At 72.5% G+C, this 20,442-nt stretch carries 19 protein-coding genes; 4 read left to right on the top strand and 15 right to left on the bottom strand.

Annotated features, from left to right (window positions below):
- Positions 1-131 precede the first annotated feature (131 nt).
- Positions 132-890, bottom strand: coding sequence for a PAQR family membrane homeostasis protein TrhA (gene trhA / locus PS271_RS18005; protein WP_398382929.1), 759 nt, complete (start codon positions 888-890; stop codon positions 132-134).
- A 272-nt stretch (positions 891-1,162) separates the two neighbouring features.
- On the opposite strand from trhA, the gene PS271_RS18000 reads away from it, so the two are divergent.
- Positions 1,163-3,007 carry a phosphoenolpyruvate carboxykinase (GTP) gene (locus PS271_RS18000; protein ID WP_398382927.1) on the top strand — a complete coding sequence of 615 codons (1,845 nt, stop codon included), beginning with the start codon at positions 1,163-1,165 and terminating at the stop codon, positions 3,005-3,007.
- A 66-nt stretch (positions 3,008-3,073) separates the two neighbouring features.
- Here the strand turns inward: PS271_RS18000 and PS271_RS17995 are convergent, their stop codons facing one another.
- Positions 3,074-4,528 carry an FAD-binding oxidoreductase gene (locus tag PS271_RS17995; RefSeq protein WP_398382925.1) on the bottom strand — a complete coding sequence of 485 codons (1,455 nt, stop codon included), beginning with the start codon at positions 4,526-4,528 and terminating at the stop codon, positions 3,074-3,076.
- A gap of 276 nt (positions 4,529-4,804) precedes the next feature.
- Between PS271_RS17995 and PS271_RS17990 the strand changes: the two genes are divergently transcribed.
- Positions 4,805-5,752: a sulfotransferase gene (locus PS271_RS17990; RefSeq protein WP_398382923.1), complete on the top strand. Its 948-nt coding sequence runs from the start codon at positions 4,805-4,807 to the stop codon at positions 5,750-5,752.
- 36 nt (positions 5,753-5,788) lie between these two features.
- Here PS271_RS17990 and PS271_RS17985 read toward each other — a convergent pair whose 3' ends face one another.
- The 3 genes from PS271_RS17985 to PS271_RS17975 form a co-directional block, all read right to left on the bottom strand.
- The gene (locus PS271_RS17985) at positions 5,789-6,271 is read right to left on the bottom strand and encodes a hypothetical protein (RefSeq protein WP_398382921.1); all 483 of its coding nucleotides are present in this window, start codon (positions 6,269-6,271) and stop codon (positions 5,789-5,791) included.
- A gap of 9 nt (positions 6,272-6,280) precedes the next feature.
- Positions 6,281-6,637 carry a DUF1330 domain-containing protein gene (locus tag PS271_RS17980; RefSeq protein WP_398382919.1) on the bottom strand — a complete coding sequence of 119 codons (357 nt, stop codon included), beginning with the start codon at positions 6,635-6,637 and terminating at the stop codon, positions 6,281-6,283.
- 92 nt (positions 6,638-6,729) lie between these two features.
- Positions 6,730-7,299, bottom strand: a complete 570-nt coding sequence (locus tag PS271_RS17975; RefSeq protein WP_398382917.1) for a class I SAM-dependent methyltransferase — start codon at positions 7,297-7,299, stop codon at positions 6,730-6,732.
- 55 nt (positions 7,300-7,354) lie between these two features.
- On the opposite strand from PS271_RS17975, the gene PS271_RS17970 reads away from it, so the two are divergent.
- The gene (locus PS271_RS17970) at positions 7,355-8,158 is read left to right on the top strand and encodes an AraC family transcriptional regulator (RefSeq protein WP_398382915.1); all 804 of its coding nucleotides are present in this window, start codon (positions 7,355-7,357) and stop codon (positions 8,156-8,158) included.
- Here the strand turns inward: PS271_RS17970 and PS271_RS17965 are convergent.
- The 3 genes from PS271_RS17965 to PS271_RS17955 form a co-directional block, all read right to left on the bottom strand.
- Positions 8,155-9,423 (bottom strand): DUF2786 domain-containing protein, encoded by a 1,269-nt coding sequence (locus tag PS271_RS17965; RefSeq protein ID WP_398382913.1) that lies wholly within the window; start codon positions 9,421-9,423, stop codon positions 8,155-8,157. The genes PS271_RS17970 and PS271_RS17965 overlap by 4 nt on opposite strands.
- Positions 9,424-9,629: 206 nt before the next feature.
- Entirely contained in the window at positions 9,630-10,634 is a 1,005-nt protein-coding gene (locus tag PS271_RS17960) for a GNAT family N-acetyltransferase (protein WP_398382911.1), read from the bottom strand.
- A 272-nt stretch (positions 10,635-10,906) separates the two neighbouring features.
- The gene (locus tag PS271_RS17955; protein ID WP_398382909.1) at positions 10,907-12,181 is read right to left on the bottom strand and encodes a L,D-transpeptidase; all 1,275 of its coding nucleotides are present in this window, start codon (positions 12,179-12,181) and stop codon (positions 10,907-10,909) included.
- A gap of 337 nt (positions 12,182-12,518) precedes the next feature.
- Here PS271_RS17955 and PS271_RS17950 point away from each other — a divergent pair, with 337 nt between their 5' ends.
- Positions 12,519-12,812, top strand: a complete 294-nt coding sequence (locus PS271_RS17950) for a hypothetical protein (RefSeq protein WP_398382907.1) — start codon at positions 12,519-12,521, stop codon at positions 12,810-12,812.
- Positions 12,813-12,904: 92 nt separating this feature from the next.
- Here the strand turns inward: PS271_RS17950 and hutH are convergent, their stop codons facing one another.
- The 7 genes from hutH to PS271_RS17915 form a co-directional block, all read right to left on the bottom strand.
- Positions 12,905-14,449, bottom strand: a complete 1,545-nt coding sequence (gene hutH / locus PS271_RS17945; protein WP_194962712.1) for a histidine ammonia-lyase — start codon at positions 14,447-14,449, stop codon at positions 12,905-12,907.
- Between the two features lie 118 nt (positions 14,450-14,567).
- The gene (locus PS271_RS17940) at positions 14,568-15,680 is read right to left on the bottom strand and encodes a GGDEF domain-containing protein (RefSeq protein WP_398386918.1); all 1,113 of its coding nucleotides are present in this window, start codon (positions 15,678-15,680) and stop codon (positions 14,568-14,570) included.
- A gap of 200 nt (positions 15,681-15,880) precedes the next feature.
- On the bottom strand, positions 15,881-16,426 hold the full coding sequence (locus PS271_RS17935) for a hypothetical protein (RefSeq protein ID WP_398382906.1): 546 nt from the start codon (positions 16,424-16,426) through the stop codon (positions 15,881-15,883).
- A gap of 90 nt (positions 16,427-16,516) precedes the next feature.
- Positions 16,517-17,311: an enoyl-CoA hydratase/isomerase family protein gene (locus tag PS271_RS17930; protein WP_398382904.1), complete on the bottom strand. Its 795-nt coding sequence runs from the start codon at positions 17,309-17,311 to the stop codon at positions 16,517-16,519.
- Positions 17,312-17,708: 397 nt separating this feature from the next.
- On the bottom strand, positions 17,709-17,876 hold the full coding sequence (locus PS271_RS17925) for a hypothetical protein (protein WP_398382903.1): 168 nt from the start codon (positions 17,874-17,876) through the stop codon (positions 17,709-17,711).
- A 267-nt stretch (positions 17,877-18,143) separates the two neighbouring features.
- Positions 18,144-19,232 carry an adenylate/guanylate cyclase domain-containing protein gene (locus PS271_RS17920; protein ID WP_120753440.1) on the bottom strand — a complete coding sequence of 363 codons (1,089 nt, stop codon included), beginning with the start codon at positions 19,230-19,232 and terminating at the stop codon, positions 18,144-18,146.
- Between the two features lie 91 nt (positions 19,233-19,323).
- On the bottom strand, positions 19,324-20,274 hold the full coding sequence (locus PS271_RS17915; protein ID WP_398382902.1) for a biotin--[acetyl-CoA-carboxylase] ligase: 951 nt from the start codon (positions 20,272-20,274) through the stop codon (positions 19,324-19,326).
- Positions 20,275-20,442 lie beyond the last annotated feature (168 nt).

The raw sequence follows: 20,442 nt of genomic DNA, 5'->3' as shown, positions 1-20,442 counted from the left end.
AGTTTCTTTCATCGAGCGAGGGGCGCCCGGGCGGCCGCGACGGGGCACTGCGGGCCGCGGGCATGAGAAACGGCCGCGACCCGTGGGTGGGTCGCGGCCGTTTGCCGGAGAACCGGAGAAGGGGTGGCGCCTCAGGCGTGGGTGTACGCCACCAGCGAGATGCCGACGTAGTGCACGATGAACGCCGCCAGCGTGAGCGAGTGGAAGACCTCGTGGAAGCCGAACCAGCGCGGTGACGGATTCGGCCTCTTGATGCCGTAGATGACGCCGCCCGCGCTGTAGAGCAGCCCGCCGATGACCACCAGGACGAGGACGGCGATGCCGCCCTTGCGCAGGAAGTCCGGCAGGAAGAAGACCGCCGCCCAGCCCATCGCGATGTAGCAGGGGGTGTAGAGCCAGCGCGGGGCGCCGACCCAGAAGACGCGGAAGGCGATGCCCGCCGCCGCGGCCGCCCACACGGCCCACAGGAGCAGCTGCCCCCGGCCGCCGGGGATCAGCAGCATCGTCAGCGGAGTGTACGTACCGGCGATGATCAGAAAGATGTTCGCGTGGTCGAGGCGGCGGAGCACGGCGTTCACGCGCGGGCTCCAGTTGCCCCGGTGGTAGAGGGCGCTGATGCCGAAGAGCGACCCCGCGGTGAGGACGTAGACCGCGCAGGCGATCCGGCCGCGGGTGCTGTCGGCGAGGGCGGTCAGGAAGACGCCGGCGATCAGCACGGCGGGGAACATTCCCGCGTGCAGCCAGCCGCGGAGGCGCGGCTTGACCGGGATCGGCGGCTCGGCGAGCGGGGAGGCGGCGGAGTGGGCAGCATCGGCGGGGAGGGCTGCTGCTGCCGCGGCGCCGGCGGGCGCGGGGAGCGCGGGAGGCGCTGCGTCGGGCGCGGAAGTCATGCACGTCATGCTACCTACGCCACCGTAAGTTACGGATCAGTATCACGTGGCGATGGTCACGGGAGCGCCCCCTGGACAGAACGTCAGCGGAGTCGGATGATCAAATGAGTGCGGGCGGCACCGGATGAGCGGTCACGAAGCGTCTGGGTCGCAGCCCCCAAGGGGCAGACAACGACGAAGCGGGCTTTTCCGTGCGCCGAGCGCCGGGAGGGCCCGTTCAACCCTCAATCTCTACGCCGGGGCAGCGTGGTTTCCGGCGGGACGGAGCGATCGTGGCGCGCAGCAGTGCGGCTCCCACCACCCCCACCCAGCACCAGGAGCTGATCTCCTGGGTCGACGAGATCGCCGCCCTCACCCAGCCGGACCGCGTGGTCTGGTGCGACGGTTCCGAGGCGGAGTACGAGCGCCTGTGCGAGGAGCTCGTCGCCAAGGGCACCTTCAAGAAGCTCGATCCGGTCAAGCGCCCCAACTCGTACTACGCCGCCTCCGACCCCGGTGACGTGGCGCGCGTCGAGGACCGCACGTTCATCTGCTCCGAGAAGGAGGAGGACGCCGGCCCGACCAACCACTGGAAGGCCCCCGCCGAGATGCGCGAGGTCTTCCAGGGCAAGGACGACCAGGGCGGCATCTTCCGCGGCTCCATGCGCGGCCGCACGATGTACGTCGTGCCGTTCTGCATGGGCCCGGTCGGCTCCCCGCTGTCCGCCATCGGCGTCGAGATCACCGACTCGGCCTACGTCGCCGTCTCCATGCGCACCATGACCCGCATGGGTCAGGCCGTCCTCGACGAGCTCGGCGCCGACGGCTTCTTCGTCAAGGCCGTCCACACCCTCGGCGCGCCGCTCGCCGAGGGCGAGGCCGACGTCGCCTGGCCCTGCAACCCCACCAAGTACATCTCGCACTTCCCCGAGGACCGCGAGATCTGGTCCTACGGCTCCGGCTACGGCGGCAACGCCCTGCTCGGCAAGAAGTGCTACGCGCTGCGCATCGCGTCCGTCATGGCGCGCGACGAGGGCTGGCTCGCCGAGCACATGCTCATCCTCAAGCTCACTCCTCCTCCTTCTACCTCCGGCCGGGTTGAGTCCAAGTACGTCGCCGCGGCCTTCCCGTCCGCCTGCGGCAAGACCAACCTCGCCATGCTGGAGCCCACCGTCTCCGGCTGGACGGTGGAGACCATCGGCGACGACATCGCCTGGATGCGCTTCGGCGAGGACGGCCGCCTCTACGCCATCAACCCCGAGGCCGGCTTCTTCGGCGTCGCCCCCGGCACCGGCGAGCACACCAACGCCAACGCCATGAAGACCCTCTGGGGCAACTCCGTCTTCACCAACGTCGCCCTCACCGACGACGGCGACGTGTGGTGGGAGGGCATGACCGAGGAGCAGCCCGCGCACCTGACGGACTGGAAGGGCAACGACTGGACCCCGGCCTCGGAGACCCCGGCCGCCCACCCCAACGCCCGCTTCACCGTGCCCGCCTCGCAGTGCCCGATCATCGCGCCCGAGTGGGAGGACCCCAAGGGCGTGCCGATCTCGGCGATCCTCTTCGGCGGCCGCCGCGCCTCCGCCGTCCCGCTGGTGACCGAGTCCTTCGACTGGCAGCACGGCGTCTTCCTCGGCGCGAACGTCGCCTCCGAGAAGACCGCCGCCGCCGAGGGCAAGGTCGGCGAGCTGCGCCGCGACCCGTTCGCCATGCTGCCGTTCTGCGGCTACAACATGGGCGACTACATGGGCCACTGGATCAAGGTCGGTCAGGACCGGGACGCGTCCCTGCTGCCGAAGATCTTCTACGTGAACTGGTTCCGCAAGGACGCGGACGGCCGGTTCGTGTGGCCGGGCTTCGGTGACAACAGCCGCGTCCTGAAGTGGATCGTCGACCGCCTCGACGGCCGCGCCGAGGGCGTCGAGACCCCCATCGGCATCCTGCCGACCCGCGAGGCCCTCGACACCCAGGGCCTGAACATCTCCGACCAGGACCTCGACCTGCTGCTCACGGTGGACGAGGACGTGTGGCGCGAAGAGGCCGCGCTCATCCCCGAGCACCTGAACACGTTCGGCGAGCACACGCCGAAGGAGCTGTGGGACGAGTACCGGGCGCTGGTGCGGCGCCTCGGCTGACGGATGACGGCCCCCGGCTTCGGTCCGGGGGCCGTGCGTGGACACTCCCGCCGGGTGACGCTCCCGCTAGGGGGTGGGGGCGATGCCCTGGGGGTGGCTGAACAGACGGCCCGGGTCGACGGTCTTCTTGACCGTCTGCAGCCTCGCGTAGTTCCTGCCGTAGTAGGCGGACTGCCAGTTCCTGAGCTCCGGGTCGGGGAAGTTCTGGTAAGCGTCCGTGCCGAGGCTCCTGCTCAGCGAGCGGTAGAGCCCCCGGAGCTGCCGCCTGTTGGCGTCGGGCACCGGCGCCGGGTCCGCGTCGGACCAGTGCGCGGCCAGGTCCACGATGAAGGTGGCGTCACGGTGGACGTACGCGGTGTCCGCGGGGCGCAGCGCCGCGTCCGCGCCGCCCATGGCGAAGAAGGAGACGGTGGCCCGGGAGGCCGGGGACGCGGGCTGCCAGTTGCCGAGCGAGCCGACGAGCTCGTCGACGACGGACGCGCCGAGGTCCTTTCCGGCCACGATCGAACCGGCGGCGTACGGGTCTCCCGGCGGGGTCTCGTGGAAGCGGCGCATGCACTCCCCGATGCCGGCCGTGCCGGTGGCGCTGCTCTGCGGCCGCAGCCGGGTGATGAGCCGGCGCAGGGTCTCCTCACGGCCGAAGAAGAACCCCTGGGCGTAAACGCGCTGCTCTCCGGAGGTGCGGAGGCCGAACTGGCAGGTGAGGCTCTTCCTGTACCGGGGCTCCGCGATCAGTTCGGCGAGCCTCTTCAGGGCGGGCGCCGCGTCCTTCCAGGCCCATGACAGGTCGTACCAGGCCATCGCCTGGTGGACCGGGTGCAGGGTGAACGTGAACGAGGTGTTGATCCCGAAGTTGCCGCCCGCCCCTCCGCGGCACGCCCAGAACAGCTCGGAGTTGCTGTTCTCGTCGCAGCGCGCGGTGTACGCGTCGCCCGTCACGACGGTGGTGCCGGTGAGGCTGTCGCAGGTCAGGCCGTAGGCCCGGGTGGCCGGGCCGATGCCGCCGCCCAGCACCAGGCCGCCGACGCCGACCTCGGGGCACCGCCCGCCGGGCAGCAGCAGGTCAGTGCCCTTCAGTGCCGCGTACACGTCGAGTTCTCGGGCGCCGCCCCCTGCGGTGAGGGTCGTGCCGTTCACCGTCACGTCGCGCATGCCGCCCAGGTGGACGAGGAGGCCGCCGTCCGACGTCGAGTAACCGGCGTAGCTGTGGCCGCCGCCGCGCGGCACGACGCCGATGGCGTTACGGCCCGCCCACTCGACCGTCGCGAGCACTTCCTCGTGGCTGCGCGGGCAGGCGATGGCCGCCGGGACGCGGTGGGAGTAGAGGTGGTTGGCCGGCATGTTCAGCGGCGCGAACCGGGGGTCGCCGGGAAAGTACAGCCGCCCGCCGAGCAGCCGCTTCAGGCCGGCCCAGTCGCGCCCCTCGCCCCCTCCCGCCGCCGCAGCCCTCCCTGCGGGCGCCCATAACCCCGCGGCGATCCCCGCCCCCGCTCCCGCGCGCAGCACGGTGCGTCTGTCCACAGCCCTCACGATGGTGCCCCTCTCGTGTCGGAGACGGGGCAGCACGGTACGCGTGGGGAATGAGGGCCGGAAGACAAAGGGACGGCGCCGGCTGCTTTTCCGCCGACGGGCGATGACCGGATACGGCCGTGGCCCCCCCGGTCGCCGGTGCCCCGGGTGCGGCATGCCGGGAAGGGATCGGGGGTAGGCGGGGGTATGCGTAGCGTGACCTTTGTTGTCGGGTCGGGGCGGTGCGGGTCTACTGCTCTGTCCCGGATCGTGCATGCTCATCCGGACGTGCTCAGTCTCAATGAGTTCTGGGCATCGGTCGGTACGCGGGCGCTGCCCGGCCGGGCCGTTGACGGGGCCGGGTTCTGGCGGCTGGTGGCGGAGCCCCATCCCGTCTTCGATTCCATGGTGCGGAGCGGGATGCCGATCCCGGAATTCCTCCATCCCCGGGCGGCGGCGGGGCGCGGGGAAGAGGGGGCGGGAATTCCCGCCCTGTCGCTCATGGTGCTGCCGCATCTCACGGACGACCCGGACGGGCTCCTCGAAGAGCTCAAGGGGGCGGTGACCACGTGGCCTCGCCGCCCGGCCCCCGAGCACCATGAGGAGCTGTTCGACGTGCTGTGCGCGCGGTTCGGGCGGGCGGCTGTCGTCGAGCGGTCCGGCTACTCGGGGCACAGAGTGCCGCAGTTGCATGCGGCGTTTCCCGGGGCGAAGTTCGTGCACATGTTCCGCGACGGGCCGGACTGCGCGCTGTCCATGAGCCGGCACGCGGGGTTCCGGCTCATCCTCCTCCAGCGCGAGATCCTGACCCGGACGGGTGCCGCAAGTGCCGACGCGCTGACCGAGGAGCACGTGCGGTCCCTGCCTCCGGAGCTGGCAGGCCTGCTGGACGTCCCCTTCGACCCGGCGCTGGTCCTGGACCGGCACCTCCCCGTGGCGGAGTTCGGCGGGCTGTGGTCACAGCTCGTCACCGAGACGGCGGACCACCTCAGCCGGTTGCCCCGAGAACAGTGCGCGACGCTCGCGTACGAGGATCTGCTCGACGCACCGCGCCGCGAGCTCAGCCGCATTGCGGCGTTCTTCGGCGTCGAACCGCTCCCGCAATGGCTCGACACCGGGTGCGCGATGCTCGACGCGCGCCACCGGGGTGCCGCGCTGCGCCTCCCGCCCGGCGAACTCGCCGCGCTGCGGCAGCAATGCGCCCCCGGCACCCGAGCGCTCAAGGCGTCCGGCTGAGCTTCTTCTCCCTGAAGGGGCACCCTACGGCGCGGCTCACGAGAGGAAGAGGGGGAGGTCCTCCAGGGTGCCGGGGCCCGTGAAGAAGGCCTCCGCCGCCGCCAGTTCCCTTCCGAAGCCGGGGTGGCGGTCCTCAACAGCCTGGGCCGGCGTAAGGCCCCGGTCCTTTTCGAAGGCCCGGGCCGTGCTCAGCAGAAGCTCCTGCCACTTCTCCCCCTGCTCGGCCAGCGCGTAGACGGCCGACAGCAGGTCGGCCATGCCGGCGGGCCGGGTGAGGGCCGAAGGGTCCCGGCCCGCCACCGGGGAGAGCTCCCAGCCGCCGGCGCGTGCGGCGAGGCGCAGCGCGCCGGCCCAGTTGGCGATACGGCCGATACGGACGTACAGGGAGTCCCCGGTGTGGGGCGGCAGGTTGCCGCCGTGGAGCGGGTTGGTCGCGGCGACGAGGTCGGCGAGGACGCACCGCTCCGTGTTGTCCGCCTCCCAGTCGCCCTCCTGCGCGTGCCGTCCCCTGTGCGGCACGCGCAGGGCTCAGACGCCCGCCGCTCGCATCTTCGCCGCCAGCTCCGCCGGGTCGTAGCCCGGAGCGACGCCGTCCACGAGGATGATCACGCCCTCCACGTGCTCCGTACGCAGCGGAACGATGGCCTGGTACGCCGGTGATGCGTACCAGGCACGGGCCTCCGCCGGGCCCGGAAAGGCGATCAGGACCATGTTGCCGGGCCAGGTACCCTCCAGGACCTCCACCTCGGCGCCATGGACGAGGAAGCGGCCGCCGAACGGGTCGAGGGTGGCCTGGATGCGTTCCACGTACGCGATGATGTCGGGGTGGGGGCCGGCCGCTGCGGGGACGATGTCACGGAAACTGCCCAGTGCGTACGCCGTCATGGGGGTTCTCCCTCTCCTACGGTGTGGTGATCTTCGTCGGTCCGAAGTCTTCCGCCCGCCCTCCCGTCCTGTCGATTACCTGCGCGGTCATCTCACCGCCCCCGCTTCGCCACGAAGCGGAAACTCCCCTTCCCCACCGTGACCGTGCACTCCTCGAAGCCCGCCATCCGCAGCCGGGCCTCCAGGGTCTCCGGTGGCACCGGGACGCACGTGTCGCCGAGGTGGATCAGCTGGAAGCGGCGGCTGCTGAGGGCGTCGCAGCCGGTGAAGACGCCGCCGGGGCGCAGTACGCGGTGGGCCTCGGCGAAGAGGGCGTTCTGGGCGGTGAGGGTCGGGACGTGGTGGAGCATCGTGAAGCAGGCGACCGAGTCGAAGTGCCCGTCCGGCAGCGGGAGGTCGGCGCCGTCCCCGTAGATGACGTCGACGCGGTCGCCGAAGAGGAGCCGCAGCCGGGCCGCGTACGACGCGTCCGACTCCACGACGCTGAGCTTCCCGACCTTGCGCACGAGGACCCGCGTCGTCGCCCCGTAGCCCGGCCCGATCTCCAGGCAGTCCTCGCCCAGCGGGACGTCCTCCAGGGCCCAGGGCAGGAGTTCGTCCCGGATCGCTCGGAACCATCGGTCGGAGGAACACAGGCGGCGGTGGATGAGGTTCATCGGCATGGGTCGAGGCTAGGGAGAGGATGGCGGTGTCGGATACGGGCCAGGAGGTCAACTCATGTCGCCGAACGGACAGTCGCAGCAGCTCCCCCGCCTCATCAATCCACCCGGCGCCGCCGTCGCCGTCGCCAGCTTCCCCCTCGGCCACGGCCAGTGGTTCGCGCGCCACCAGCACCCGGCGCACCAGCTCGCCTGGGCGCCCCACGGCGTCCTGGCCGTGCGCGCCTGCGGCCGTACGTGGGTGCTGCCGTCCACCGTCGCGCTGTGGATCCCCGCGGGCACCCCGCACGCCACCGGCGCGACCTCGCCCGCGCTCCTCCGCAGCCTCTACTTCTGGCCGGACCGCTGCCCGCTGACCTGGGACGAGCCCCAAGTCGTCCCGGTTTCCGGCCTCTTACGGGAGCTGATCACCTACCTGGCGCAGGATCCGGAGGCCCTCCCCGCGGAGCCCCGGCAGCGCGCCGAGGACGTCGTCCTCGACCTCCTCCGCCCGGTCTCCGTGACGACCGTCCGCGCCCCGCTGCCCGCCGACCCCCGTGCCCGCCGCGTCGCGGAGGCCCTCCGCGCGGACCCCTCGGACGGGCGCACGCTCGCGGAGTGGGGCGCGGTCGTGGGCGCGAGCGCGCGGACGCTCGCGCGGGCCTTCACCGCCGGTACGGGCATGACGTACGGGCAGTGGCGCACGCAGCTGCGGCTCCAGGCCGCGATGCCGATGCTGGCGGCGGGCTCGACGGTCTCGGCCGTGGCGCGGCGCGTCGGCTACGGATCGCCGAGCGCGTTCGTGGCCGCCTTCCGCCGGGGCGTGGGGGTGCCGCCGGGCACCTACTTCGCGCCGGCGGAAAAGCCCGGCCGGCCCCGCTAGCGCTCCCCCAGCTCCGCCGCGTCAGCCGCCTCCGCGCCCCGCGCCCAGCCGTCCGCGTCGCGCCCCCGCAGCCGGTGCGACGTGGTCTGCGGGAAGAGCCGCTCGGCGGTCTCGCCGACGGCGAGGTCGCGCGCGGCGAGCACGGGCAGCACCTCGGGCCGCGCCTCCTGCGCGACGGCCTCGGCGGTCGCGTCCCGCACCGCCGCCGCGAGCCGTTCGCTGATCCGGGACGCGTAGGCGATCAGGAAGGACTCGCGGAAGTCGCGGGTGCGGCGCGAGCGCCCGCCCGCGTGGTGCGCGTCGGCGGCCCGGTTCATGGCGGTGGTGGCCTGGACCAGCAGGGACGTGTACATGAGCTCCACCAGCTCCAGGTCGGCGTCGAAGCCGACGACGGTGGAGAAGCAGTGGTCGGCGGACCAGACCGCCTGGCAGTGGTTCGCGCCGGCCACCGCGTCCAGCAGCAGCGCCTTCGCCGACTCGTACGGGCCCTCGACGCCGATCCGGCAGGCCCCGGGCCCGTCGGCGGCGGCCCCGTCCGCGTGCGCGGCCAGCAGCGCCTCGTCCATGGAGTGGCGGGCCATGAGCTCCTGGGCCTTGGCGGAGAGGGCCTCGGCCTCCTCGGGGAAGTCCGTGGACTCGGCCTTGGCCAGCAGCGCGCGGATCCGGCCCAGGACGCGCGGCTCGACGGGCGCGCCCGGCCGGGCGTACGCGGCGCCGGGCAGCGGCCCGACCGCGCCCGTCCGCGGCAGCAGGGCGGCCAGCCGCAGCGCACTGAGCGCGCACGCGACCGTCTCGAAGCGGCTGAGCCGCTCGCGCTGCGCGAAGCCTTCCAGGAAGGCCTCGTCGTCGTCCCACCACACCCGCGCCTGAAGGTCGTGCAGCTGCGCGGTCCAGCGCGCGCCGAGGGTGTCGGAGGCGTAGCGCCGCGCCTCGGCGGCCACCGCAGCGACGGCGAACCGCACCTCGACCGGGCCGAGTTCCCGCCGGGCGAGCCGGATCACGTCGGCCGGCTGCCAGCCGCGCTCCCAGCAGCCCCGTACGGTCGCGGAGGCGGTGCGCACGACGGCGCGGCTGAGGGCCTCCCAGCCGGCGGGGGCGGAGGCCAGGGCCGAGGCGGCGGCGTAGAGGGCGTCGTCGAGGGTGTCCGGGCCGTGCGCGCGGAGGGAGGCGAGCGCCTCCTCGACGGTGTCCAGCAGGGCGGCGTCCTCCTGCCGGTCCTGCCGGCGGCCCTGCTGGCGGCCCTGCTGCTTGCTGCGTTCGGCCACGGGACTCTCTTCCTTGCAGGACGCATGACGGATCACCGCGTCGGACGACGGGTTCACCGCGGTACGACGCCGGTTCGGCGCCGGTACGGTCCATTGTCCGTGACGCCCGCCGCACCGGGTGTTACCGCCCAGGTCAGGGGCCGGAGGCTACCATTCCGCAGGCGGTCCGGGGGAGCCCCCGGAGCCGACCCCGTCGGGGCCCGGCGCTACACCACCTTCGCCTGGAAGATCCCCACGGACCGCTCCGGCCGGTAGCCGAGCAGCTTGTTGACGGCCCGCATCGGGCCGTTGTCGTCGGCGACGTGCGTGCAGACCTCCCGTACGGGCGCCTCCTGCGCGCGCAGGAGCTGCACCATGCGGAGCTTGACGGCCCGTCCGAGGCCGAGGCCGCGGTGGGCGGGGGCGACGGCGGTCTCGTACTGCTGGGCGCGCAGGTCGCCCGGGGAGCGCACGCCCACCTCGGTGAGGGCGGCGTACGTGCCGTCGGGCGCGGCGACCGTGACGGTGAACAGGTGCCCGCCGCGCTCCACGAAGCCGCGCTGGGCCGCGGTGATGCTCGCCGCGTCCCACTGCATGGGCTGCTGGTCCAGCTCGCCCATGGGGGCGTCGGCCATGGCGTTCCGCACCCCGGCGAAGAGGGCGGCGTTCGCGGCGGGGACGACGCCCGTCCACTCCACGAAGCGGTATCCGTCCGGAAGCTCAGGAGCCTCGGTCGCGTCGGCGATCCGCTGCACGTACAGCACGAGCTGCAACCCGCACGCGAACCCGCGCTCCTTGGCGAACTGCTCGCCCACGCTGCCGATTTCCAGCTCCAGGCTCACCGAGTCCCGCTGCTCGCGCTCCAGGACCGCCCGTATCTCGTGCCAGAGCAGGCTGCCGACGCCGCGGCGCCGCTGGTCGGGCCGGACGGCGAGCCGCCCGATCCATGCGGTCCTGCGGTTCACGTCGTCCTCGAAGAGCCGGAGCAGGGCGACACCGGCGTAGCCGTCCCCGCCCCCGCCGGGTGACGGCACGGCCAGCCGGACGATCCGGCTGCGCGCCGCGGGCACCCGCAGCTGCCCGGCCGTCTCCACCCGCCCGGGCCCGGGCACGCCCGCCGGCATGTCGTGGCGGTGGGCGGCGGTGACGACGGCGTGCCAGGCGTCGACCTCGGTCTCGGAAGGGGTGCTGCTCAGGCGCTCGACGACGCCCGGTCGCGGAAGATCGCTCATCCTGCGCACGGTACGGAGATCGCTGCCGCTTGTCGTGCGGATTACGGCTCGCACGGGGGCGGCCCCGGCGGCGGGCCCTTCTCGGCGGACCGCTAAGCGGGCTTGCCGAAGTGCGGTACGGGTCCGCGCCCGGAAGGGGCGCGGGGAACTGCGCGACCAGCCCCCACCGGCCCGCAGATGCCGCGACGCGCGGCACCCCACGCGAAAAGGCGGTGGCCCCCACTCTCGTGGGGGCCACCGCCCTGCACCTTCCGCTTACCTGCCCGGAGGGCCTACGCGCCCGTGGCGCTGCCCGCCACCCACGCGCTCCAGTCCATGTTCCAGCCGTTGAGGCCGTTCTCCGGGGCGATCGTCTTGTCGGGCGAGTTCTTCACCTCGACGACGTCACCGACCTGGGAGTTGGAGAAGAACCAGGCACCGGAGGTGTTGGGGTCGTCGGCGCCCTGCTTGTCCTGGAGGCCGATGCAGCCGTGGCTGGTGTTCGCGGTCCCGAAGATGCCGCTGCCCCAGTAGTTGCCGTGGATGAACGTGCCCGACGTGGACAGCCGCATGGCGTGCGGCACGTCCTTGATGTCGTACTCGCCCTTGCCGTCGCCCTTGGTGAAGCCGACGGTGGAGCCGTCCATCCGGGTCTCCTTGAACTTCTCGGAGATCACCATCTTGCCGTTGTACGTGGGGTTCTCGGGGCTGCCGGCCGAGATCGGGATGGTCTTGATGGTCTTGCCGTCCCGGACGACCGTCATCTGGTGGGTCTTGGTGTCGACCGTGGACACCTGGGAGTGACCGACCTTGAAGGAGATGGTCTTCTGCTGGACGCCCTTGACGCCCGGGGCACCCTCGACGCCGTCGAGCGCGAGCTTCAGGGTGACCTCGGAGTTGGCCTTCCAGTAGTCCTGCGGGCGGAAGTCGATGCGCTGGTCACCGAACCAGTGACCCACGACCTTCTGGCCGCTGCTCGAATTCACCTCGATGTGCGACTGGACGGCCTTGCGGTCCTTGATCGGCTTGTCGAAGTTGATCGACACGGGCATGCCGACGCCGACGGTCGAGCCGTCCTCCGGCGTGAACGAGCCGATGAAGCTGTTGGTGGGCGAGACGGTCGTGAACGAGGAGTTCTCCGTGGCCTTGCGGTTGCCGGAGTCCACCGCCTCGACCACGATCTTGTACTTGGTCGAGCGCTCGAGCTGGCCCTTGGGCTGCCACGACGTCTTGTCCGGCGATATCGTGCCCTCGACCGGGGTGCCCTTGTCCGTCGTCATCTTGACGCTCGTCAGGGTGCCGTCACTGACGGTGACCTTGGCGTTGTCCGCCGTGATGCCCGCGTTGGTCGAGCCGTCCTTCTGAGCGATCTTGATCTGCGCCTTGGAGGCTTCCTTGGCGGCCGCGGCATCGACCTTGTTCTGCTCCTTGCCGCTGCTGCTGGAGCTGCTCTTGCCGCCGTCGTCATCGCCGCCGCAGGCGGCGAGGGTCAGAACACCGCCGAGCACAGCGGCCGCGGCCGCGAGGGCCTTGCGGCGCTTGCCGTACGTCATCACACGCTTCTCCATTGCTCCTGCGGCCCCAATCCCCGAGCCGAACCGTGGGGCAGCACGATTCCCGGCTACTACTTCAAGGAACGCCTGCACCGGTTCGTCCGTTCCACACCCCTGGGGAATGTGGGGAAGGCCACGCATGCCTGCTCACCTCGGAGGGGCGCCATGATAGCGGGGCGGCCGGTGACGGCGGGGCGGTCCGCGGCGCGCGGGGCGGCGGTGACCGACGGAAACCCCACGGCTTCCTCCCGGCCGTTCGTATCACTACCATCAGGTCACTGACATCGAGTCAGCCCCGGGGAGGCGGCCGCGCCGCGCCCCCAATCTCCGCCGCGTCAAGGGGGATTCGTCCGTGACCGCACGCCGACCGCTGCTGACCGCCGTCGCCGCAGGGTCGCTCCTGTGTGCGGTGTGGTTCATGCCGACCGCGAACGCGACGGCCGAACGGGCGGAGCGCCCCGCGCCGCGCCCGGCCTCCGCCGCGCAGCCCGCACAGTCCGCGCAGGCCGCTGAGCAGCACCTTTCCCTCGCCGACTCGGGCAGCGTGGACACCACTCCCTACGTATTCGGGGGAGTTGCGTTCGTGGCGGCGGGCGGTGCGCTGGTGACGGTCGCCGTGCGCAGGACGCGCACGGCGAACCGCTGACCAACTTTTACCTTCTTTACCTAAGGCTTTACCTCAAAGGGCCTCAGGAGCTACGAGGAGCCACGGGCGGCTACGGCCCGGCGGCTACGCACTTACGCCAGCGGACCAGTTACGGGTTCAACCGCCTCAACGAGCTTCCCGGCCCGGACGAACTCCTCCGCGCGCGCCAGGTCCGGCGCGAGGAAGCGGTCCCCGCCGGGACCCTCCACGCCCGCCGCCCGTACGGCCTTGAGGACGGCCTGCGTGGCGGGCGAGGGGGTGAGGCCCTCGCGCAGTTCGACGCCGCGGGTCGCGGCGACGAGCTCGACGGCGATGACGCGCGCGAGGGCGGCCACGGCCGTGCGGAGCTTGCGGGCGGCGGACCAGCCCATGGAGACGTGGTCCTCCTGCATGGCGGAGGAGGGGATGGAGTCCACCGAAGCGGGGACGGCCAGCCGCTTCATCTCGCTGACGAGCGCGGCCTGCGTGTACTGCGCGATCATCAGGCCGGAGTCGACGCCGGCGTCGCCCGCGAGGAACGGCGGCAGGCCGTGCGAGCGGTTCTTGTCGAGCAGCCGGTCGGTGCGGCGCTCGGCGATGGAGGCGAGGTCGGCGGCGGCGATGGCGAGGAAGTCCAGGACGTAGGCGACGGGCGCGCCGTGGAAGTTGCCGTTGGACTCGACGCGGCCGTCGGGCAGGACCACCGGGTTGTCGACGGCGGAGGCGAGCTCGCGGTCGGCGACGAGGCGGGCGTGCGCGAGGGTGTCGCGGCCGGCGCCGGCGACCTGCGGGGCGCAGCGGATGGAGTACGCGTCCTGGACGCGCGGCGCGTCGTCCTGGTGGTGCCCGGTCAGGCCGGAGCCGGCGAGGACGCGCAGCATGTTGTCGGCGCTGGCGCCCTGGCCCGGGTGGGGCCGGATGGCGTGCAGCTCGGGCGCGAGGACCTTCTCGGTGCCGAGCAGGGCCTCCAGCGACAGGGCGGCGGTGATGTCGGCCGAGGTCAGCAGCCTGCCGAGGTCGGCGCAGGCCATGACGAGCATGCCGAGCATGCCGTCGGTGCCGTTGAGGAGGGCCAGGCCCTCCTTCTCGCGCAGCTCGACGGGCTCGATGCCGTGCTCGGCGAGCAGCTGCCCGGCCGGGCGGACGACGCCGTCGGGGCCCTCGGCGTCGCCCTCGCCCATGAGCGTGAGCGCGCAGTGGGAGAGCGGCGCGAGGTCGCCGGAGCAGCCCAGCGAGCCGTACTCGTGCACGACGGGGGTGATGCCGGCGTTGAGGATGGCCGCCATGGTCTCCACCACGAGCGGGCGCACGCCGGTGCGGCCCGAGGCGAGGGTCTTCAGGCGCAGGAACATCAGGGCGCGGACGACCTCGCGCTCGACGCGCGGGCCCATGCCGGCGGCGTGCGAGCGCACGATGTTGCGCTGGAGCTGGGCGCGCAGCTCGGGGCTGATGTGGCGGACGGCGAGGGCTCCGAAGCCGGTGGAGACGCCGTAGACGGGGTCGGGCTTGGCGGCGAGGTCGTCGATGACGCGGCGCGACTGCGCCACCGCGGCCAGCGCCTCGTCCGATACGACGACGCGCGCGGCGCCTCGTGCCACGGCGATCACGTCTTCCGCGGTCGTCCCGGCCGTCCCCACCACCACAGTGTGCATATCCATATTCAGGCACCCTAGAGACTGAATCGCTGCCTGTACATAGCCGATGGGTGGCCTGTCAGGTACAACGCGTAGGGACCCGTTCCGCATGCCGGGCCGGGGTGCGCGCCCAGGGCTTCCGTCACGGCCGCCGCCCCCGGAACCGCCGCCGCTCGGCCAGGGGCGCGGCCGGCGGGTGGTCGGCGAGCTGGACCACGGGGTCGGCCGGACCCCCGGCCCGCCCGGCGACGACCGGCCCGGTCGCCCGTGCCGCCTTCGCCCGGTACTGCGCGGCGTCGGCGAGCCGGAACAGCCGCCGCGCCGTGGCCACGGGGCCGATGGGATCGCCCGTCGACGCGATGCCGCAGGAGACCCCCTCCCCCAGCTCCAACGCGGCGGCCCGGTCGCACAGTTCGGCGGCGACGCGGACCACTTCGTCCGCCTCCGGGCCGACCGTCAGCAGGCAGAACTCGTCCCCGCCCAGCCGCGCGGCCAGCGCCCCCGGGAGTATCGCGCCGCACAGCGACAGCACGGAGCCGAAGCGCTCCAGGAGGCGGTCGCCGACCGCGTGCCCCAGCGTGTCGTTGACACGCTTGAGCCCGTTGAGATCGCACACGACGAGACTGACGACGGCCCCGTCCGCGAGGTGCCGCTCCACCGCCTCGTCCAGCCGCGCGTCGACCGCGCGCCGGTTGGCGAGCCCGGTCAGCGGGTCGGTGAAGGCCAGCCGCCGGACCTCCTCCAGCCGCTCGGTCTGCGCGATCCCCGCGGCCGCCACGGCCGCCAGGACGGTCGCGAAATCGGCGTCCGCACGGTCGAAGGCCGGTCCGCCCGGCGGCCGGGCCACGTACAGCTCGCCCCAGGCCCGCCCGTGCAGGACGACCGGCGCGACGACGCAGCAGCCCCGGCCGCGGCGGCGCAGCGCCGCCACCCGCTCGTGCCGGTACGCGCCCTGCCCGCCGCCGGCCTCCGCGGCGCCGTCCATGCTCTCGACCCACGCGCGGGGCTCGGTGCCGCCGCCCGCCCACTCCTCGTGCAGGAACTCGGCGATCTCGGGAAAGTCGTGCACCGGATACGACTCGTCCGCCGGGAAGCGCTCCTCGCCCGCGGTCAGCTCCCCCGCGTTGACCAGGACGCGCAGCCGCCCGCGCTCGCGCTCCCACACGGACACGGCGGCGAAGCTGCCGCCCAGGGCGGTCATCACGCGCTCCGCCGCGGCGGACACGGTGTCCAGCGGGGTGCGCGCCGCCGCCATCGCCTGCGCCAGCTCCACCACGGCGCGCAACCGACCGTCGCACTCCCCGCCTGCTGCCACCCGAGCCTCACATTCCGTTGCTGAGCGCAGATTCTGCACTCCAGCCTAAGAATGTCGACCCCATTCCGCCCCATGACGGCCTTAGCGCCCTCCTGTCACTCGGCCCTCAGAGGCAACGGGAGAGCGCCATGGGGCGTGCGTCAGCGCTTGGCCTGACCGAGCCCATCGGTTCTATGGGCCCACACGGTTGCCCCCGGGTCTACATAGGGGGCCGCCCCGGCGGCCCGGTCCGCGTCATGCCCGCACCGCATGCTGATGGTGGTGGCACTGGTGCTGGAGAAGGCACCCTGGGCGCTCACCGTGGCCGCGAAGACCCCGGTGCCGGCGCTGCCGGCGCCGGGGTTGCCGACCATCGTGGTCGCCCCTCCGACGGCGGTGCCGCCCGCGTACAGCGTGCAGCGGGTGTAGTCGCTGGGCCCCCAGCCCACCAGCGTCGCGTTGCCGGACAGCACCCACGAACCGGCGGGCAGCGTCTCCGAGATCACCGTCGTGGGCGCCCCGCCCGCGGTACTGAGCTGCACCGCGGACGAGCTCTGTCTCACCACGTCACCTGCGGCCGTGAGACGCGGTTCCGCCACGACGGACCCGGAGGCGCCCGCCAGGGCCGGGGCGGCCGTCAGAACACCACCGGCCACGAGCCCGCCGGCGCCCAGCACCATCATCAACCGGGACGACATCATCTTCATGGTCTTCCTCTCGGTAGAGCCGGTGCGTCCCTTGCCTGGCAAAGGATGCTGGTCCTACCGGGAGCCGGATAGGGAAAGTCCGGCCGAGTCTCAGTGCCCCGGCCAGTCCGGCTTGCGCTTCTCGTTGAAGGCGGCGACGCCCTCGGCGCGGTCGCCGGAGAAGGCCACGGAGCGCCAGGCGGCGTCCTCGACCTCCAGGCCGGCGCGCAGGTCGAGGCCGTGTCCCAGCCGGAGGGCGCGCTTGGCGGCGCGGAGGCCGACAGGCGAATTGGCAGCGATCCGCGCAGCAAGAGCGAGCGCCTCGGCCCGGTCCTCCCCCTCGCCGACCAACTGATCGACCAATCCCAGTTCCCGGGCCTCCACGGCCTCAACCCGCCGAGCACTGAAAATCAACTCGGCAGCCCGGGCAGCCCCCACCCGCCGGGGCAGAAGCTGCGTACCGCCACCACCGGGAATGACTCCCACGGACACCTCGGGCAGCCCCACCACGGCCGTCGTATCGGCGACGATGACGTCGCACGACAGGGCCAGCTCGAACCCGCCCCCGAGCGCGAAGCCGTGCACGGCGGCGACGGTGGGCATCGGCAGCTCAAGCACACCGGTGTAAGCAGCACGAGCACGGGGCCTCTGCCGGACGAGCTCAGCATCACTGAAGGAGTTCCGCTCTTTCAGATCGGCCCCCACACAAAATGCACGCTCATGCGTAGAAGTAAGAACGACAACCCGCACGGATTCATCCGCGGCAAGCGCCCCGGTGGCCTCGGCAAGCCGCCCGGCCAGCTCACTGGAGACGGCGTTCATGGCCTTGGGCCGGTCCAGGACGAGCTCGGCGACATGCCCGTGCCGCCGAACCGCAATCCACTCTCCGAAACGCTGCTCGCTCATTGCCTTCACCCTCCGGGTACGGGTTAACGCTCGTAAACGCACGATCCCCAGATCATGCCCCGAGCCCACCCGGCGGGGCCATACGAGCCGCGGAATCACCTCAGCTTCGAACGCCCCCCGCTAGGGCGGTGAGGCCTCGCCCGCCGCCGAGCCCGCTCCGGAAGCGGCGAAAGCTCCCGCCCCATCCACCACGAGGCCCGCACCCACGCCTGCTTGACCATCAGGGCCCGCAGCGGGGCGGGAATGTCATCGACACGCCGCCGGCACAACGGCGCACCGCAGTGCAACGGAGAAGCCTCGGTACCCAGCTCCGGGTACGTCATCGTCTTGGGAGGCAGATAGGTACATCCACAGCCCACGCAAACGAAGACCGGACGCATCTGACCTTCGGGTGTGCTCATCCTGAGACCTTTCCGGTTCCGGAGCACTGCGAGCAGGGCGAAATGAACGAATGCGCCACGGGCACCTGGTTGCCGTGCTCGTCGAGCTCGACCGAGTGCTGCGTCTTCTCCGTCAGGCCGTCACCGCTACAGGCGTAGCAGGTCTGCTCCTGCTCTCCGGACATGTCGCATGCCCCCTCTCGGCGGTACGAACCGAGACTACCGAAGGCAAGCCGGGCAAGGCGGGCGAACGGCGGGAGGGGGTGGGGGCGTAGGGGTGGGGGGCCGGGGCGCTGACGTGTATTTGTGGGCCCCATACCGGGGCGCCCTTGGCGTCCGCGGCAACGGGCCCGTAAATATACGGCCCCGGACCCCCACCCCGGAGCCCCCGCCACCGGACCCGAGACGCACCCGCACCCGCACCCGCTGACGCACCCCGCAGCGCCGGACCGTCAGCCGCCCCTCCGGCTCAGGAGCCACGGTTCCACCATGCCCAGCCCCCGCACAGGCCGCTGCCACATCGGCTGAAGAGCGAACCGGTACCCGTTCCCGGCGCCCTCCTCCACCTCCGCCTCCGACTTCGGCGCGTCCCCGCTCCGCGTCAGCTCCTCCGCCAGCGCCTGGTCGACCAGCACCGCGTCCTTGGGCGCTATCGACGTCAGCCGGGACGCCAGGTTCACCGTCGTGCCGAAGACGTCGCCCATCCGCGTCGTCACCGTCCCGAACGCGATCCCGACCCGCAGCTCGGGCATCGTCTCGTCGTGCGTCATGGTCTCGATGAGCCGCAGCCCGATCTCGGCCGCAGTCCCGGCATCATCGGCGGAGTACAGAACCTCGTCCCCCAAGGTCTTGATCAGCCGCCCCCCGTGCGCCGCCACCAGATCGGCAGCCGTCGTCTCGAAGGCCTCGACGAGCTCCCCGAGCTCCTCCTCCTCCAGACGCCGCGTCAGGCGCGTGAACCCGACCAGATCGGCGAAACCGACCGCCAGCCGCCGGTCGACCATCTCCGCATCGTCCTGCGCCTGGACGACCCGGCCCGTGGCCGCCGCCAACTGCCGCCGCCACACGTAGATGAGGAACTCTTCCAGCTCCGGAAGCAGCAGCTCCACCAGCGGATACGTGATCTCCGTACGCGTCATGCCGGGTTCCTGGGGCTCCGTCAGCCCCTCCAGGAACGAGTCGATCTGCCAGTCGGCGAGCCGCGACGTCGTCTGCCCGGTCGACCGGGCGACCTGCACCGCCATCGGCTCGCTGAGCAGCCCCGCCTCCACCAGGCCCGCGAGCCGCCGCAGCGCCAGCACGTCCGCTTCGGTCAGCGCCCGCGCCTGCCCGATGTCGGCGAAGCCCATGGCCCGCCAGAACCGGGAGGCGAGGTCCATGGAGACGCCCGCCGCGCGGGCGGCCTGGAAGGGGGTGTAGCGACGCTCCGCACCGAGGATCAGCGCTTCGAGGCGCAGCGCGATGGGGTCTCCGCCCTCGTCGCCGCCGTCGTACTCCTCGACGCCACCAGTGGCGGCACCCTCGACCCCGTCGGCGGTCACCGCCCGCCCCCTGTCCGATCCGTGCGCACTGCCCTGCCGATCACTGCTCGCTTAGGTTCCGGGCACAACGATACGACAGGTGTGCCGTAGCTCACTCTTCCGACGGGGCGGACGGCCCGCCGGGGGACCCGCCGGCCTCTCCCGCCGAGCCGGCAGACCCGCCGGATCCGGCCGAGCCGCCGGACCCCGCAGGCCGCACATGAACAATGTCCCCCGCCCCGACCGGCCGCTGCACCCCGTCCCCCGTGGCCAGCACCAGCCGCCCGTCCCCGTCGACGGCCACGGCCTCCCCGACCAGCTCGCCCCCGCCCGGCAGTTCGGCCCGTACGCTGCGCCCGAGCGTCGCGCACCCCGCCGCGTACGCCTCTTGCAGCCGGCTCGCCGCCGGATCGCCCGCCGCGTCCCGCCACAGGCCGTACCACTCCTCCAGCGACCGCAGCACGGCGCGCAGCAGCGGATCGCGGTCGAGGACCTGCGCCCCGGCCAGGGCGAGCGACCCCGCCGTGGGGACGGGCAGCTCGTCCTCCCGGAGGGAAACATTCAGGCCGATCCCCACGACCACCGCGTCCCCGGTGCGCTCGGCGAGGATCCCGCCGGCCTTCCGCTCCGCTCCCTCCACGGTCACGAGCAGGTCATTGGGCCACTTGAGCGCGGTGTCGACCCCGGCGGCCCGGGACAGCGCGGAGGCGGTCGCGACCCCGGCGAGGAGCGGCAGCCACCCCCACCGCTCGACGGGCACCCCCGCGCCGGGCCGCAGCAGGACGGAGAAGAAGAGCCCGGACCGCGCCGGCGCGGTCCACGTGCGGTCCAGCCGCCCGCGCCCGGAGGACTGCTCCTCGGCGACGAGCACGGCACCCTCGGCCACGCCGGGACCGGAGGACGCCGCCTCGACGAGGTCCGTGTTGGTGGACCCGGTGCGCGCGACGACCTCCACGGAGGTCCACAGCGAGCCGGGCCGGAGGAGCCCGCGCCGCAGCGCGGTGACGTTGAGCGGCGGCCGGTCGAGATCGGACCAGCGGCTTCCAGCAGAAGGAGGCGTCATGGGGCCCACCATAGGAGAGGAAGCGGAAGCGATCCGGTGTGGCCAACGCCGCACTGCCACGGCGGATCCGCGCGGATACGCTACGGACCGGTAGCAAGCCAGGTAGCAAGGCAACAGGTCCCGGACCGTACGTCCCGTCAGCCCACCTCTGGACGAGCAGGAGCCGCA

The organism is Streptomyces sp. SCA2-17 (assembly GCF_044336695.1).
The sequence above is the reverse complement of the archived record's forward strand: the minus strand, read 5'-3'. Positions and strand labels throughout refer to the sequence as shown.

What these genes read in the sequence shown, in the direction of transcription:
- trhA (WP_398382929.1), bottom strand. Translation starts at nt 890, where the DNA reads ATGACTTCCGCGCCCGACGCAGCGCCTCCCGCGCTCCCCGCGCCCGCC.
- PS271_RS17980 (WP_398382919.1), bottom strand. Translation starts at nt 6,637, where the DNA reads ATGACGGCGTACGCACTGGGCAGTTTCCGTGACATCGTCCCCGCAGCG.
- PS271_RS17975 (WP_398382917.1), bottom strand. Translation starts at nt 7,299, where the DNA reads ATGCCGATGAACCTCATCCACCGCCGCCTGTGTTCCTCCGACCGATGG.
- PS271_RS17970 (WP_398382915.1), top strand. Translation starts at nt 7,355, where the DNA reads ATGTCGCCGAACGGACAGTCGCAGCAGCTCCCCCGCCTCATCAATCCA.
- PS271_RS17960 (WP_398382911.1), bottom strand. Translation starts at nt 10,634, where the DNA reads ATGAGCGATCTTCCGCGACCGGGCGTCGTCGAGCGCCTGAGCAGCACC.
- PS271_RS17955 (WP_398382909.1), bottom strand. Translation starts at nt 12,181, where the DNA reads ATGGAGAAGCGTGTGATGACGTACGGCAAGCGCCGCAAGGCCCTCGCG.
- hutH (WP_194962712.1), bottom strand. Translation starts at nt 14,449, where the DNA reads ATGGATATGCACACTGTGGTGGTGGGGACGGCCGGGACGACCGCGGAA.
- PS271_RS17940 (WP_398386918.1), bottom strand. Translation starts at nt 15,680, where the DNA reads ATGGCGGCGGCGCGCACCCCGCTGGACACCGTGTCCGCCGCGGCGGAG.
- PS271_RS17935 (WP_398382906.1), bottom strand. Translation starts at nt 16,426, where the DNA reads ATGAAGATGATGTCGTCCCGGTTGATGATGGTGCTGGGCGCCGGCGGG.
- PS271_RS17930 (WP_398382904.1), bottom strand. Translation starts at nt 17,311, where the DNA reads ATGAGCGAGCAGCGTTTCGGAGAGTGGATTGCGGTTCGGCGGCACGGG.
- PS271_RS17925 (WP_398382903.1), bottom strand. Translation starts at nt 17,876, where the DNA reads ATGTCCGGAGAGCAGGAGCAGACCTGCTACGCCTGTAGCGGTGACGGC.
- PS271_RS17915 (WP_398382902.1), bottom strand. Translation starts at nt 20,274, where the DNA reads ATGACGCCTCCTTCTGCTGGAAGCCGCTGGTCCGATCTCGACCGGCCG.